The sequence below is a fragment of the Caballeronia sp. LjRoot29 genome (genome assembly GCF_964252755.1).
In the GTDB taxonomy this organism is placed as follows: domain Bacteria; phylum Pseudomonadota; class Gammaproteobacteria; order Burkholderiales; family Burkholderiaceae; genus Caballeronia.
Map to the genome: position 1 here is coordinate 79,892 of NZ_CAXUPU020000010.1, position 14,356 is coordinate 94,247.

The window sequence follows — 14,356 nt, forward strand, 5'->3', positions numbered from 1 at the left end:
GTCCCTGACGAAAGTCAGGGACGGCATTTTCTCTGAAGCGTGCGTTCAAAAGCTACGCGTAAAACCCCACCTCACGCACCTGCATACGACGGCCGCGCGCTCGTGCGCGTTTCGCCGATATACCGATGCACCGACAAATCATCGGCCTGAATCGCAGGCTGCTTGCCCGACATCAAGTCGGCCAGCAACTGCCCCGATCCGCACGACATCGTCCAGCCCAATGTACCGTGGCCCGTATTGAGGAACAGGTTCGGCAGCGGCGTACGCCCGACAATAGGCGTGCCGTCCGGTGTCATCGGGCGCAATCCAGTCCAGAACGATGCTTTCGCGGTGTCCCCGCCCCCAGGGAACAGGTCGTTCACGCACATTTCCAGCGTTTCGCGACGTGCCTGGCGCAGCGATTTGTCGAAGCCGACGATCTCCGCCATTCCGCCGACGCGAATCCGGTCATCGAAACGGGTGATCGCGATCTTGTACGTTTCGTCGAGCACGGTAGAAACTGGCGCCGCGCTTTCGTTGACGATGGGCGCCGTGATCGAATAACCCTTCAGCGGATAAACCGGGATATCGACAAGACTGCCCAGCAATTTCGTGGAGTACGAACCGAGCGCGACGACGTATGAATCGCCACGGACCAACTCGCCGCCGCACTGCACGCCCGCAATCCGGCCGCCGCTTACCGCGAGCGCGTCGATTGGGGTGTTGTAGCGAAACTTCACGCCTAACTGTTCGGCCATTGCCGCGAGGCGCGTGGTGAATTTCTGGCAATCGCCGGTTTCGTCATTCGGCAGGCGCAGACCGCCGGTCAGCTTGTGCGACACCACGGCAAGCGCCGGTTCAGCGTGATGCAGTTCAGCCGGCGTGAGCAATTCGAACGGCACGTTCGCGTCGCGCAACACAGCGATGTCCTTCGCGGCGCCATCGAGTTGCTGCTGGGTCCGAAAAACCTGCAGCGTGCCACCGGTACGGCCTTCGTAATTAATACCGGTGTCCGCGCGCAGCGCCTGCAGACAATCGCGGCTGTACTCGGCCAGACGCACCATGCGCCCCTTGTTGACCGAATAACGTGCCTGCGTGCAGTTTTGCAGCATCTGCCACATCCACTTCAATTGAAACGATGTTCCGTCCAGTCGAATGGCGAGCGGCGCGTGTTTCTCAAACATCCATTTGATTGCTTTGAGCGGCACGCCGGGCGCGGCCCACGGCGAGGCATAACCGGGCGAGATCTGACCCGCGTTGGCGAAACTTGTTTCGAGCGCCGGTCCCGCTTCACGATCGATCACCGTTACTTCGTGCCCCGCGCGCGCCAGATAGTAGGCGCTTGTGACGCCGACAACACCGCTTCCCAGAATTACGACTCGCATGCCTTGCTCCGTGCAAAGTGTGTCCGCCGGTCATTCGCTTCGTTTTGACATGAAGCCATGTGAGTAGCGGGTTACATAGTGGTATCGACTATAGTATTGATACCGTACCAGTTTTTGTTATTGTATTTGTTCACTTTTCAGTGGAAAACAATGAGAACACAACGAAATTCAGTACGAGAACTCGATAAGATCGATCGCCGTATTCTGAGGATCCTTCAACAAGATGGCCGTATCGCGATGAAAGACCTGGCCGAGCAGGTAGGGCTCTCGGTGACGCCGTGCATTGAACGCGTCAAACGCATGGAGCGGGACCTGGTGATCGCGGGGTATTACGCGCGGGTGAATCCGCATCAACTAGGGGCGTCGCTGCTGGTGTTTGTCGAGATCACCCTCGATCACAAGAGCGGCAACATGTTCGAGCAGTTCCGGCGGGAGGTGCAGCGCATTCCCGAGGTGCTGGAATGCCATCTCGTTTCCGGCGATTTCGACTATTTGATCAAGGCGCGCATTGGTGAAATGGCCGATTACCGCAAGCTGCTCGGCGACATCCTGCTGCAACTCCCGGGTGCCGTGCAGTCGAAAAGTTATGTGGTCATGGAGGAAATCAAGGAAACGTTGACCATTGCTGTCGACGCCTAAATGAGCTTGCGGCCAGGGAAATTTACTGTATATTTATACAGTACTTTATCGCTTTCATTCCCTTGGCCATGGCTTCTGACGACCACGAATATCCTGTTGCTCCTCCCGCGCCGCTCAAGGGCCGAGGGGCGGTCACGAACCTTCAGGGGCGCTACGAGAAGGATCAGCGCGAGCGCGTGGATGACGGCTGGACACATGTCAGTGAGGAGGGTGAAACCAATGACGCGCCTGTCCTGCGCACGCAAGTATTCGAAGAACGCGCGAAGAGCATCCTGACGCGCAATTCGTCGCCGGATATTCCATTCACCGTGTCGCTGAACCCTTACCGTGGCTGCGAGCACGGCTGCATATATTGCTTCGCGCGGCCTACGCATAGTTATCTGGGCCTGTCGCCGGGGCTTGATTTCGAAAGCCGGATCTACGCCAAGATCAATGCCGGTGAATTGCTCGAGCGGGAATTGGACAAACCGTCTTATCAGCCGGAGCCAATCGCGCTGGGCGTGATTACTGACGCGTATCAGCCCGTCGAACGGAATTTGCGGATCACGCGGCGGGTGATCGAGATCCTGAGCGAACGGGGGCATCCATTCGCGGCGATCACGAAGTCGTCGCTGATCGAGCGGGATATCGACCTGCTCGCACCCATGGCCCAGAAGGGCCAGGTCATGGCCGCCATTACGATTACCACGCTGGATGCGGATATCGCCCGTACGCTTGAGCCGCGCGCAGCCACGCCTTCAAGACGGTTGCGCACTATCCGGACGTTGGCCGAGGCGGGCATTCCGGTGGGCGTGAGCGTCGCGCCCATGATTCCGTTCGTCACGGAACCCGACATGGAACGGGTGCTGCAAGCCTGCGCAGAAGCGGGTGCGACAAGTGCGAGTTACATCGTTTTGCGTCTGCCGTGGGAGGTGGCGCCGCTGTTCAAAGACTGGCTTGCGGCGCATTTCCCCGATCGGGCGGATCGTGTGATGGGGCGTGTGCGCGATATGCGCGGCGGCAAGGACTACGACTCGGATTTTTCCAAGCGGATGAAAGGCGAAGGCTTATGGGCCGACATGCTCAAGCAGCGCTTCCATAACGCCACGAAGCGGCTTGGCCTGAATCAAAGGCGGCACGGAATTCTGGATATGTCGGAATTCCGGCAGGTCGAGAAGGTGACGGGTCGAAAACCACGTGCAGCCGAGGACAGTGCGCAGATGAAGTTGTTTTGAGAAGCGTGGCCGCAGCGACTGCCGGGCAGAGGCGCTACGGCTGCCAAGCCTCACATCAATACTTACTATTGCGACAACTCTTTAGCTGCCTGAACCTGACCTTCGAAGTAAGTCTGGAAGGTGACGGCGAGACCGGCCATCAGCAAGAACGCGCCGAACAACAAAGCAAAGATCACGACGAAAATGACTGTCCAGCCGGAATCGCTATGTTGGCCGGTTTGCGCATTGAACTGCGTGTCCCATTTTTCGTCCGGGCGGAGGCCATAAACGATCGCCGACAAGAACGCCGACAGCAGCGAAATCGCTCCCGGAACGACCAGGACCCAGCCGAGGATCGAAGCCCGATCCGTTGCCGCGAGCAGCAGGTATCCGACTACGCCCAGCACGATGCCAAGAATGTGCGCCCAGCCGAACTTGTCGCGTAAGCCGTACAGATAAAAGCGATGCGCGCCAATGCTGCCGAAAAAGAAGGCGAGCGCGGCGGTGAGCGTTTTCGAGCGGAAACGCCCGTTTGCCGCTGGTTTCGATGGATGTGTGGCAGTGGACGGCGAATTGTTCATCGGGAAACGAAAAGGAAATGCAGTGAGCAAAGGAAGCGGATTGGCGTAAGCGGCAACACTTTCGCGCCGACGCGGCATTCTACGCCCGCTCCGACGCGCACTCACGCGGCTAATCCGCTCAGTGCGCATCGACCGGGTCGCGGAAAAATGACTGCAAGATCACAGCGTCAAGGTTGCGCGTAGGTAATCCGATAGATCGCGCCCGCGTAATCGTCGCTGACGAGTAGCGAGCCATCGGGCATTGGCAGGACGTCGGCAGGACGGCCCCAAACATCGCCGTCTGCCCGAAGCCACCCTTGGGCGAACGGTTCCATGCGCGGTTTTTCGCCATTCGCACCCGGCACGACCCGCACAACCCGATACCCCACCTTCGTGCTGCGGTTCCACGACCCGTGTTCCGCGATGAACACGTTGTTCTTATAGCCGGCGGGGAACATCGTGCCTGTATAGAAGCGCATGCCGAGCGACGCCACGTGTGCGCCCAGCTTGACTGCGGGCGGCGTGAACCCGGAGCACGGATGACCGGCGCCGAATTCAGGGTCCGCTACGTCGCCGCCGTGGCAATAGGGGAAACCGAAGTCCATGCCGGCTTTCGGCGCGTGGTTGAGTTTGTCGTCGGGGATGTCGTCGCCGAGCATGTCGCGGCCGTTGTCGGTGAACCAGAGCTGTTTTGTCTGCGGGTCCCAGTCGAAACCCACCGTGTTGCGCACGCCGTTCGCAAACACTTCATAGTCGCTGCCGTCCGCATTCATCCTCGCGATCAGTGCATATCGTTTGCGATCCGGATTGCAGACGTTGCACGGCGCACCGGTTGGCACGTACAGCTTTCCGTCCGGCCCAAACGCGATGAATTTCCAGCCGTGATGCCGGTCGGGAGGCAATTTGTCCGTGACCACAACGGGTTTGGGCGGCGTATCGAGGTGATTGTCTATGTCGTCGAAGCGCAGGATGCGTGAGATCGCGGACACATACAGCGCGCCGTTACGCCACGCCACGCCTGCGGGCTCGTCCAGACCCGACGCGATCACATGCTTCGCTGTCACGCGGCCGTCCTTCAATTCGAGCGCGTAGACGTGCCCGTCGAGGCTACCGGCATAAAGCACCCCTTTCGGCGATAAAATCATCGCACGGGCACTTGGCACGTCGTCGGAGAGAACAGCGATGCTGAAGCCCGGCGGCAGTTTGATCTGATCAACCGGCAGCGCAGCGCGGGCGTGACCTGTAATGAACGCACTGGCGAGCGCAACCAGCAAATTCGCCGCTAAAAAGAGAAAGACGGAACGCGTCGAACGCCTTGGAGATCGGACAAGACTGCCCGCCTGTTGCGAATCGTCGCCAAAGAAAGCTTTACCGATAAAAGCCATGAGCGAATTCAAGTTTGTCTCCCCAAAATGACATCCTGCGCGGCTTTGCGAAGTCTTTAAAAACCCGCTTTGCGCCCCGTCAGGGCGGGCGATGGACGGTCAAATCGCGTGCCGCCGACCCCGTTCCATCTCGATTAATCGACGCAAGTGTTTGTTAAGGCTCCGTTTTGCCGCTATAATCGCGTGTTTTGGTAGTTCCGAACCCCGGTTTTCAAGGATTTCAGCATGGTTATCATCCGCTTGGCTCGTGGCGGCTCCAAGAAGCGCCCGTTTTACAACATCGTTGCAACTGATTCGCGTAGCCGCCGTGATGGCCGCTTCATTGAACGCGTGGGTTTTTACAACCCGGTCGCGACCAAAGGCGAATCGCTGCGTATCGCCCAGGACCGCCTGACGTACTGGCAAGACAACGGCGCGCAGATGTCGCCGACGGTTGCCCGTCTGGTCAAGCAATCGCAACAAGCTCAGCCGGCTGCTTAAGTGCACTTGCTGCAGTCGATCGTTCGGGTACTTGTGATCCGATCGATTCCAGCTGCCGAGGTTCGCGGGAGATTGGCTCATGTCGACACGTGATACTGCTTCAGACTCAGGTTTGACAGCCGCACGTGGCGAAAAACCTGAGCTGAACGAAGCCACGTTTGGCGCGTTTGTCCGCAAGCCGGCAGCGCGCCGCGTGGCTATCGACGGTTCAGATGACGCAGGATCGATCGAGTCCGTAGAAAGTTTGCCCGATAACGCCATAGAAGTGGGTGCAATCGTCGACGCTTACGGACTGAAGGGCTGGGTCAAGATTGCGCCACACGCGCATGCGGGTCATGGCGGCGACGCAATGCTCGCAGCAAAGCGCTGGTGGCTGGTCAAGGGAAACGAACGCAAGGCGGTTCGGTGTTTGCAGTCCAAAGTGCATAGCGACACGGTCGTTGCGCATTTTGCTGGCTGCGATGACCGCGACACGGCGTATGCGTTGCGTGGTCACACTATTCATGTGTTGCGCAGCGACTTCCCGAAGCTGACTGGCGATGACGAGTTCTACTGGGTCGATCTGATCGGCCTGGACGTCGTGAACGAAGCGGACGTGGCTTTAGGCCAGGTCGCGGGCATGATCGACAACGGCGCGCATTCCATCATGCGCGTGGAATTTCCGACTACGGGCAAGGACGGTTCGCCCGCTATTGGCGAACGGCTGATTCCGTTCGTTGGCGTATTCGTCAAGACAGTGGATCAGGCGGCGCGCAAGATTGTCGTCGACTGGGAAGCTGACTATTGATCGATTCACTGCAAGGAGAGAGCGATGCAGTTTGACGTCGTGACGCTCTTTCCCGAGATGTTTCGCGCGCTGACCGATTGGGGTATTACCAGCCGGGCAGTCAAGCAGGAACGGTTTGGACTGCGCACGTGGAATCCTCGCGATTTCACGACGGACAGTTATCGAACTATCGATGATCGCCCGTACGGCGGTGGTCCCGGCATGGTCATGCTGGCACGACCGCTGGAAGACGCGATCTCGGCTGCGAAAGCGGCGCAAGCGGAACAGGGCATCAGCGGATCGCGTGTGGTGATGATGTCGCCGCAAGGGAAGACGTTGAATCATGAGCGGGTCATGCAATTCGCTCAGGAACCCGGTCTTGTCTTGCTGTGCGGCCGTTACGAAGCCATCGACCAGCGCTTGATTGATCGCGTGGTCGACGAAGAAGTGAGTCTCGGCGACTTCGTGTTGTCGGGCGGAGAATTGCCGGCCATGGCGCTCATGGATGCAGTGGTGCGCCAGTTGCCCGGCGTGCTGAACGACTCGCAGTCGGCCGTGCAGGATAGCTTCGTCGATGTGCTGCTCGATTGCCCGCACTACACTCGCCCGGAAGAATACAGCGGTGTGCGGGTTCCTGATGTACTGCTTGGCGGCCATCACAAGGAAATCGAAGCATGGCGTCGTCGTGAAGCGCTCAAGAATACGCAGGAAAAGCGGCCTGATCTGATCGAAAAGGCGCGCAAGGCTAAAATGTTGAGCCGTGTTGATGAAACATGGCTTGCAAGTCTCGCCAAGGAACGCTCTAAAGCGCAGTAGGCTTTGGAAGCTGAACACGAGGCGAGACGAAAGGGTGGTGCCAGGCTTGTGAATTCAAGCGGGCGCCAGATGTGAACCCATCCTCTACCGAGGCCACTTATATGGCAAACAACTTCGGCAAGATGGCTCCAGGAGTCTGTAATGAATCTGATTGAGCAACTCGAGCAAGAAGAAATCGCGCGCGCGCTCGGCGAAAAGACTATCCCTGTATTCGCCCCCGGCGATACGGTGATCGTTAGCGTCAACGTAGTTGAGGGTACGCGCAAGCGTGTCCAGGCTTACGAAGGCGTTGTGATCTCGAAGCGCAACCGTGGTTTGAACTCGAATTTCATCGTCCGCAAGATTTCGTCGGGCGAAGGCGTCGAGCGTACGTTCCAGACCTACTCGCCGCTGCTGGCGAGCATTGTCGTGAAGCGTCGCGGTGACGTGCGTCGTGCAAAGCTGTACTACCTGCGCGATCGTTCGGGCAAGTCGGCTCGGATCAAGGAAAAGCTCGTGTCGAAAGACCGTGCTGCTGCCAAGGCGCAATAAACTGCTCCGAAGCTGCACTGAAAAAAGCACCTTCACAGGTGCTTTTTTCTTTGGTGTGGTCAAATCATGCTTTGCCGCGTTTTGCCGTTTCGTGCACGCCGCTTGAATCTTATTTGCGACCTGACCGCAACGATTTTTCAGAATCGGAATCAGAACCAGACGTCCAAGAACTAAAAGCCTCTCGTGTCTCCGACCAAGCTGTCGACTCCCCGAATCCTCGAGCCTGAGATCTTGCCGATCGAATCGACCGGCGAAGACCTGCCGCCTGTGCGCGGTGAAATCTTGACGCCGGCCGGACTGCGCGCGCGCTTCAAGCAGACGCTCGACTGGACGCCGGATGCACGCGACGACAGGATCAAGGCGCTGGGTGGCGACCCGCGGGTGGCGTCGGTACTGGTCGCGCTGGTGTTGCGCGAGACGGGCTTGACCGTGCTGCTCACGCAGCGCGCGGACCATCTTTCGGATCACGCCGGGCAGATCAGTTTTCCGGGTGGACGTCGGGAGCCGGAAGACCTCGACGCCGCCGCAACCGCGCTTCGCGAAGCGCAAGAGGAAGTGGGCCTCGCGGCGAAGCACGTCGAAGTGCTGGGGGAGTTGCCCGAGTATCTGACGGGCACGGGTTTTCGTGTCACACCCGTCGTGGCGCTAGTGCATCCCCCGTTCGAACTGCACGCCGATACCCTCGAAGTCGCCGATATCTTCGAAGTCCCGCTCGCGTTTCTCATGAACCCGGCCAACCATCAGGTCCGCGTGTTTCGATGGGAAGGCGGCGAGCGTCGTTTTTTTGCGATGCCTTTTTCACCTGCCGAGAATGTGGCTGCGTATTTCATTTGGGGCGCAACGGCGGGTATGTTACGCAATTTCTATCGCTTCCTCGCGGCTTGACGCCGAACGTGCAGAGACTCGGCTAGCCATGCGGCCGATGTGTCCCTCTGGCGCGGACGGTGCTGTGCTATCTTTACAAGAAATTCGTAAAACTCGAATGTCTCGGCGCATCGCATGACTTTTTTCTCTGTATTGCTGGCTCTCATCATTGAGCAGTTGCGCGCGCTCTCGCCGCAGAATCCCATTTCGTCGTTGCTTCAGTACCATGCGGAATCCGCAGCTCATGGCTTCGATGCCGGCAAGCAGCGGCACGGCGTGCTCGCCTGGCTGGTGGTCGTGGTGCCATGGACGTTAGCCGTCGGGCTTGTCTATTACGTGCTCTATCGCATCAACTTCGCATTGGCGTTCCTGTGGAACGTCGTGATCGTGTATTTCACGTTGGGCTTCCGGCAGTTCAGCCACTATTTCACCGACATCCATCTCGCCCTGAACAACGACGACGTGCCCCGCGCTCGCGATGTTCTCAACGAGTGGACCGGCATTGATACGCTCGATATGCCCGTCAGCGAGATCGTCCGGCATACCCTGGTTCATGCAGTCGTGGCATCGCATCGGCACGTGTTTGGTGTGTTCTTCTGGTTCCTGATTCCGATCGGACCGGCGGGCGCGGTGTTTTATCGGATCGCCGAGTATCTGGCGAGGTCGTGGGTCCAGCCGACCGACGAACGCACACCGGCGTTTTCCACCTTTGCGCAGCGGGCGTTCTTTTTCATCGACTGGGTGCCGGCGCGGCTGACTTCGCTCGGCTTCGCGATTGTCGGGAATTTCGAGGACGCCATTTATGCGTGGCGCAATCACGCCAAGCAATGGCCTGATGCCAACGAAGGGGTTCTGCTCGCGGCGGGGAGCGGGGCGCTGGGGGCCCGGTTAGCGGGACCGCTGGCGGAGCCGCTGAGCGTCGATGCGTTGGCGGTTGGCGATGCAAGCCCATTGCCCGTCGGCGATGATTGCACGCCAAGGACTTTGCAGTCTGCAGTGGGCCTCGTCTGGCGTGCCGTGATTCTCTGGATGCTGTTGTTGCTCATGTTGAGCATTGCGGTGTGGCTGGCCTGAGCGTTCTGCCCGCTTGATTGAACGGGGCAGTCCTACTCGTCGTTCAACGGATCTCTCTCCGTTCCGCATTGCCAGCACACGGTGAATTGCGCTTCCAGCGCTTCACCGCATTGCTGGCAGCGCCATCCCCGGGCGTTGGTCGCCGGGCCGCTTCGGGCGCGCTCCAGGATGCCTGTCGCCAACCCCTCGTCGCGGTCATCGAGTATCCATATCTCGGGCGAGCATTGCTCCGCCGGAATCTCGCCCATTGCGCCGCTCAAATAGCGGTTGTGCAACTCGCACGCTATCCCCGCTGTCTCCAGCACATTCACCCAGTGATGCGCCGTAATCAGATTCGGAGCCCGCGTCAGTTTCTTCATCCCGTCGCACTATGTTTTAGAAGCAGTTGCTGACCGTGCATGAGATCAGGCCGATGAAATCATCGAACAATCTGGCTGGCTTCATGCACCAGTTGCGCATACAACTGATGTCGCGCCGGCCTGATCTTGCCTTCCGCCATGGCTTCCAGAATCGCGCAGCCCGGTTCATGCAGATGCCGGCAGTTATAGAAGCGGCACTTGCCGAGGAAAGGCCGGAAGTCCGCGAACGAGCGCTCCAACTGTCCCTCCGACAAGTGATGCAGCCCAAACTCCTGGAACCCCGGCGAATCGATCAATGATCCTCCGCCCGGCAGCGGATACAGCCGCGTGAATGTAGTCGTGTGCCGCCCGCTGTTCAATGCCTTCGATATCTCCCGCGTAGCAACTTCGGCATTGGGCACGAGGATGTTCACCAGCGTCGATTTCCCCATGCCCGATTGTCCAAGGAGCAAGGTTGCGCGGTCCGCCAGGCGCGCATCGAGTTCTTCGTGCACGTGCTCGGGCGCCGCTTTCGCCGATAACTCCACCACCGTGTACCCAAGCTCGCGATACAGCGCCAGCCGCTTGCGCGCCACCGCGAGCGGTCCTTCCATGTCGATCTTGTTGAGCACGATCAACGGCACGAGGCCGTGCGCTTCGGCGGCAATCAACGCGCGCCCGAGCAAGTCCTCGCTGAAATGCGGCTCTGTGCCGAGCACGATCATCAACTGGTCGAGATTGGCGGCGAAGAGCTTCGACTTGAACTGGTCGGATCGATACAGCAGATTGCGCCGCTCGCCAATCTCGACGATCACCCCTTGATCCGCCGATGACTGCTCGTAACTCACGCGGTCGCCGACCGCTATCTCGCTGCGCTTGCCTCGCGGGAAGCATTGCAGCATGGCGCTGCCGTCGGTGGGGGCGACCAGATAATGCCGCCCGTGTGCCGCAATAACCTTTCCTTCGATGCGCGCGTTCGTCGCTTTCTTCGCGATACGCGGCCTCATGCGGCGTACTGCATCAAGCGCTCGATGCGCTGCGATGCAGGCGGATGCGACGCGTAAAACGCCGAGTAGAGCGGATCAGGCGTGAGCGTGGACGCGTTGTCTTCGTACAGCTTGACCAGTGCGTTCACGAGGTCGCGCGGATCGGTCTGGCTGGCGGCGAATTCATCGGCTTCGAATTCATGTTTGCGCGAGCTCAAGCTGCCCAGCGGCGTGACGAAGAACATGAAAACGGGCAACGCCAGCATGAACAGCACGAGCGCGAGGCCGTTGTTGTTGCCGAGCAGCGATGGCCGTACGCCAAGACCTTCGTAGAACCACACGCATTGCGCGAGCCAGCCGAGCAGGGCAAGCATCGCGAGGCTGAGCACGAACGTGACGATCAGGCGCTTGATCACGTGACGCCGCTTGAAGTGCCCAAGCTCGTGCGCCAGCACCGCTTCGATCTCGTTGCCGGAGAGCCGGGCGAGGAGGGTATCGAAGAAAACAATGCGCTTCGCCGCGCCGAAACCGGTGAAATACGCGTTGCCGTGCGCCGAACGGCGGCTGCCGTCCATGACGAACAAACCTTTCGCGGCGAACCCCGTACGCGACATCAGGTTCTCGATGCGCGAGCGCAACGCCTCGTCTTTCAGCGGCTCGAACTTGTTGAACAGCGGCGCGATAAACGTGGGGTACAGGATCAGCACGAGCATCTGGAATGCGACCAGCAGCACCCACGCCCACAGCCACCACAACGCGCCGGCCTGGTTCATCAGCCACAGCGTCACGAACAGCACCGGCAAGCCGATTGCCGCGCCCAGCACAATGCCTTTCACCAGATCGAGGAAAAAGAGCTTCTTCGTCATCCGGTTGAAGCCAAATTTCTCTTCGATCACAAAATGCCGGATGTAGTCGAACGGCAGGTCCACCACGCTGGTGATCGCGACCACGATGGCCACCAGCGCCATTTGCCCCACATAACCGCGGCCGAGCCAGTCGGAGACGGCGAGTTCGATCTGCTGGATGCCGCCAAGCAGCGTCAGGACGATCAGCAGCGCTGCGCTGACCAAAACCTCGACCATGGTCAGGCGCGTGCGCTCGACGGTGTAATCGGCGGCGCGCTGGTGAGCGGCGAGCGGAATGGTCTGCAGGAACTGCGGCGGCACATCCTTACGATGCGCGGCGACGTGCCGGATCTGGCGCGACGCGAGCCACAGCTTGGTGCCGACCATGCCGACCAGCGCCACGACGAACACGACCGAGAAGGCGAGATTGAAATTGGACATCAGCGGGAATCCATTTGATTTATGCGAGAATTATAGGTTCTTGGCCGCCGCCGCGCGCGGTCTGTGTCTGATATCTGAAACCGCGCCCGGAAAGGCGTGAAACCCGCGTCAAACCCCTCTCAGGTTGCCCACCTATGGCCGATTCCGTGCTTGATTCCGCATCTTCCCCAAGCTCCACCGACCTCGTTCGCAGCGACATGAATCTCGTGTGGCTCGACATGGAAATGACGGGTCTCGAACCCGATACCGACCGCATTATCGAAATTGCGGTGGTGGTGACGAATTCGACGCTCGACAAACTCGTGGAAGGGCCGGTTCTGGCGATTCACCAGGACGAAACGGCGCTGGGCAAGATGGATGAATGGAACCGCAACACGCACGGCCGCTCGGGACTGACAGAGCGCGTGCGGGCGTCGACGGTGGACGAGGCGGAAGCCACACGGCAAATTCGCGAATTCCTTGGTCAGTATGTGCCGCCGGGCAAGTCGCCCATGTGCGGCAATTCCATCTGCCAGGACCGCCGTTTCATGGCCCGGTGGATGCCCGAATTGGAAACCTTCTTCCACTATCGAAACCTTGACGTCAGCACGCTCAAGGAATTGTGCCGCCGCTGGCAGCCGGCTATCTATAAGGGTTTTCAGAAGCGCGCGATGCACACGGCGCTCGCCGATATTCACGAATCCATCGACGAACTGAAGTACTACCGCGAGCATTTCCTGATTCCATCGGCTACCGGCAATACAACGCCGGTTTAAGCCGGAAAAGGCTCAGGCTTTCGGCGGCCGGATCGCGTTTTTCGGCCTGAACGCGGCTACTACCTCGGGCCGCGTTTCGATGTACGGACCGCCGATCAAGTCGATGCAATAAGGCACCGCGGCAAAGATGCCCGGCACGCTGGATTTGCCATCCGCGTCGCGTAGACCTTCCAGCGTTTCACGGATCGATTTCGGCTGCCCAGGCAAATTCACGATCAGCGCCGCGTGATCCGGCGTTTCGCGAATCACGGCCACTTGCCGCGACAAAATGGCGGTCGGCACGAAATTCAGGCTGATCTGGCGCATTTGTTCGCCGAAACCGGGCATTGGCTTCGTGGCGACGGCTAGCGTGGCTTCCGGCGTTACATCGCGACGCGACGGGCCTGTGCCGCCCGTGGTCAGGATCAGGTCGCAGCCGGTTTCATCCACTAATTCGATCAGCGTGGCCGAGATGGTCGCCGCGTCGTCCTGGATCAGCCGCGTTTCCACGCGCCAGGGCGAACTCAGCGCGCTCGTGAGCCACTCGTGCAGCGATGGAATGCCCTTGTCCTCGTACACGCCCTGCGAAGCGCGATCGCTGATCGACACCAGGCCGATCACCAATTCGTCGGGATGATTACGCTTTGTAGCCATCGTTGTCATCTCGTTGCGGGAATTCGACGCCATCGCCATCGTCTTCGTCGTTGTTTTCACCTTCGATCAGGCTTTCGTCTTCTTCGTCCTCCACGCCCGCCGCGGTCTTGATCCACTGGAATAACTCGCGGAAGTAGCGCGGCGGCTTCGCCTGCTCGCGTTCCTTGCGGGCGTTGCGGATTAGCGTACGGCCTTCCTGCGGATCGATACCAGGATGCTGGCGGATGAAATCGGTGAGGGCGGCGTCATCGGCGAGAAGCTTTTCGCGGGTGCGTTCGATCCAGTGCAGCTTGGCCGTTTCCGCCCGGTTCACGCCGCGATACGAATCCAGCGCGGTACGTATTGCCGCGGTTTCTTCGTCAGTCAGCGAGCGCATGACGCGCCCGACGTACTGCACTTGCCGGCGCTTGCCTTCGTGGTCGGTGATCTTGCGGGCGGCGCGAACGGCGTCGTCGAGCTTTTCCGGCATGGGCATGCGCTTGAGCGCGTCTTTCGGCAGATCGATCAGCGTGACGCCCAGCACTTGCAGCGCGAGCATGTCGCGTTTGAGCTGGGACTTGCTGGGGCGGTCGTAGCCGTGCTCGCTGCCGTCCTGTTCGGAGGCCTCGGCCGGGTTTATCGGTTGCGTGCGGGTTTTACGGTTCATCCCGGTATTGTAACTTGGCGGGCGCGCTAGTTTTATCGAT

At 59.6% G+C, this 14,356-nt stretch carries 17 protein-coding genes; 9 read left to right on the plus strand and 8 right to left on the minus strand.

Annotation, left to right across the window (positions count from 1 at the left end):
- Positions 1-71: 71 nt before the first annotated feature.
- Positions 72-1,364, minus strand: a complete 1,293-nt coding sequence (locus ACSQ83_RS13970) for a D-amino acid dehydrogenase (protein WP_436228551.1) — start codon at positions 1,362-1,364, stop codon at positions 72-74.
- A 150-nt stretch (positions 1,365-1,514) separates the two neighbouring features.
- Here ACSQ83_RS13970 and ACSQ83_RS13975 point away from each other — a divergent pair, with 150 nt between their 5' ends.
- Entirely contained in the window at positions 1,515-2,003 is a 489-nt protein-coding gene (locus tag ACSQ83_RS13975; RefSeq protein WP_436228552.1) for an Lrp/AsnC ligand binding domain-containing protein, read from the plus strand.
- A 68-nt stretch (positions 2,004-2,071) separates the two neighbouring features.
- Entirely contained in the window at positions 2,072-3,217 is a 1,146-nt protein-coding gene (locus ACSQ83_RS13980) for a PA0069 family radical SAM protein (RefSeq protein ID WP_436228553.1), read from the plus strand.
- Between the two features lie 65 nt (positions 3,218-3,282).
- On the opposite strand, the gene ACSQ83_RS13985 is transcribed toward ACSQ83_RS13980, so the two are convergent.
- Together ACSQ83_RS13985 and ACSQ83_RS13990 are read right to left on the minus strand one after the other, a co-directional pair.
- Positions 3,283-3,777 (minus strand): NINE protein, encoded by a 495-nt coding sequence (locus tag ACSQ83_RS13985; protein ID WP_436228613.1) that lies wholly within the window; start codon positions 3,775-3,777, stop codon positions 3,283-3,285.
- A gap of 167 nt (positions 3,778-3,944) precedes the next feature.
- The gene (locus ACSQ83_RS13990; protein WP_436228614.1) at positions 3,945-5,141 is read right to left on the minus strand and encodes a PQQ-dependent sugar dehydrogenase; all 1,197 of its coding nucleotides are present in this window, start codon (positions 5,139-5,141) and stop codon (positions 3,945-3,947) included.
- Between the two features lie 225 nt (positions 5,142-5,366).
- Between ACSQ83_RS13990 and rpsP the strand changes: the two genes are divergently transcribed.
- The 6 genes from rpsP to ACSQ83_RS14020 all read left to right on the plus strand — a co-directional run bounded on the left by rpsP (position 5,367) and on the right by ACSQ83_RS14020 (position 9,672).
- A complete protein-coding gene (gene rpsP / locus ACSQ83_RS13995; protein ID WP_299717319.1) occupies positions 5,367-5,621 on the plus strand; it encodes a 30S ribosomal protein S16 in 255 nt (84 codons plus the stop codon).
- A 79-nt stretch (positions 5,622-5,700) separates the two neighbouring features.
- On the plus strand, positions 5,701-6,408 hold the full coding sequence (rimM, locus tag ACSQ83_RS14000; RefSeq protein WP_436228554.1) for a ribosome maturation factor RimM: 708 nt from the start codon (positions 5,701-5,703) through the stop codon (positions 6,406-6,408).
- Positions 6,409-6,432: 24 nt separating this feature from the next.
- Positions 6,433-7,203 (plus strand): tRNA (guanosine(37)-N1)-methyltransferase TrmD, encoded by a 771-nt coding sequence (trmD, locus tag ACSQ83_RS14005; protein ID WP_436228555.1) that lies wholly within the window; start codon positions 6,433-6,435, stop codon positions 7,201-7,203.
- A gap of 141 nt (positions 7,204-7,344) precedes the next feature.
- Positions 7,345-7,734 (plus strand): 50S ribosomal protein L19, encoded by a 390-nt coding sequence (gene rplS, locus ACSQ83_RS14010; protein WP_414948926.1) that lies wholly within the window; start codon positions 7,345-7,347, stop codon positions 7,732-7,734.
- Positions 7,735-7,917: 183 nt separating this feature from the next.
- A complete protein-coding gene (locus ACSQ83_RS14015) occupies positions 7,918-8,619 on the plus strand; it encodes a CoA pyrophosphatase (protein ID WP_436228556.1) in 702 nt (233 codons plus the stop codon).
- Between the two features lie 114 nt (positions 8,620-8,733).
- Positions 8,734-9,672 carry a CobD/CbiB family protein gene (locus ACSQ83_RS14020; RefSeq protein WP_414967367.1) on the plus strand — a complete coding sequence of 313 codons (939 nt, stop codon included), beginning with the start codon at positions 8,734-8,736 and terminating at the stop codon, positions 9,670-9,672.
- 32 nt (positions 9,673-9,704) lie between these two features.
- Here ACSQ83_RS14020 and ACSQ83_RS14025 read toward each other — a convergent pair whose 3' ends face one another.
- The 3 genes from ACSQ83_RS14025 to ACSQ83_RS14035 are packed head-to-tail and all read right to left on the minus strand — an operon-like array spanning position 9,705 to position 12,282.
- The gene (locus ACSQ83_RS14025; RefSeq protein WP_414948931.1) at positions 9,705-10,031 is read right to left on the minus strand and encodes a putative signal transducing protein; all 327 of its coding nucleotides are present in this window, start codon (positions 10,029-10,031) and stop codon (positions 9,705-9,707) included.
- A 59-nt stretch (positions 10,032-10,090) separates the two neighbouring features.
- Entirely contained in the window at positions 10,091-11,017 is a 927-nt protein-coding gene (gene rsgA / locus ACSQ83_RS14030; RefSeq protein WP_414948932.1) for a ribosome small subunit-dependent GTPase A, read from the minus strand.
- Positions 11,014-12,282, minus strand: a complete 1,269-nt coding sequence (locus tag ACSQ83_RS14035) for a M48 family metallopeptidase (protein ID WP_414948933.1) — start codon at positions 12,280-12,282, stop codon at positions 11,014-11,016. The genes rsgA and ACSQ83_RS14035 overlap by 4 nt, the downstream gene beginning before the upstream one ends.
- A gap of 134 nt (positions 12,283-12,416) precedes the next feature.
- Here ACSQ83_RS14035 and orn point away from each other — a divergent pair, with 134 nt between their 5' ends.
- A complete protein-coding gene (orn, locus tag ACSQ83_RS14040; protein WP_436228557.1) occupies positions 12,417-13,037 on the plus strand; it encodes an oligoribonuclease in 621 nt (206 codons plus the stop codon).
- A gap of 12 nt (positions 13,038-13,049) precedes the next feature.
- Here the strand turns inward: orn and mog are convergent, their stop codons facing one another.
- The gene (mog, locus tag ACSQ83_RS14045) at positions 13,050-13,670 is read right to left on the minus strand and encodes a molybdopterin adenylyltransferase (protein ID WP_436228558.1); all 621 of its coding nucleotides are present in this window, start codon (positions 13,668-13,670) and stop codon (positions 13,050-13,052) included.
- On the minus strand, positions 13,654-14,316 hold the full coding sequence (gene yjgA, locus ACSQ83_RS14050) for a ribosome biogenesis factor YjgA (protein WP_436228559.1): 663 nt from the start codon (positions 14,314-14,316) through the stop codon (positions 13,654-13,656). The genes mog and yjgA overlap by 17 nt, the downstream gene beginning before the upstream one ends.
- Positions 14,317-14,356 lie beyond the last annotated feature (40 nt).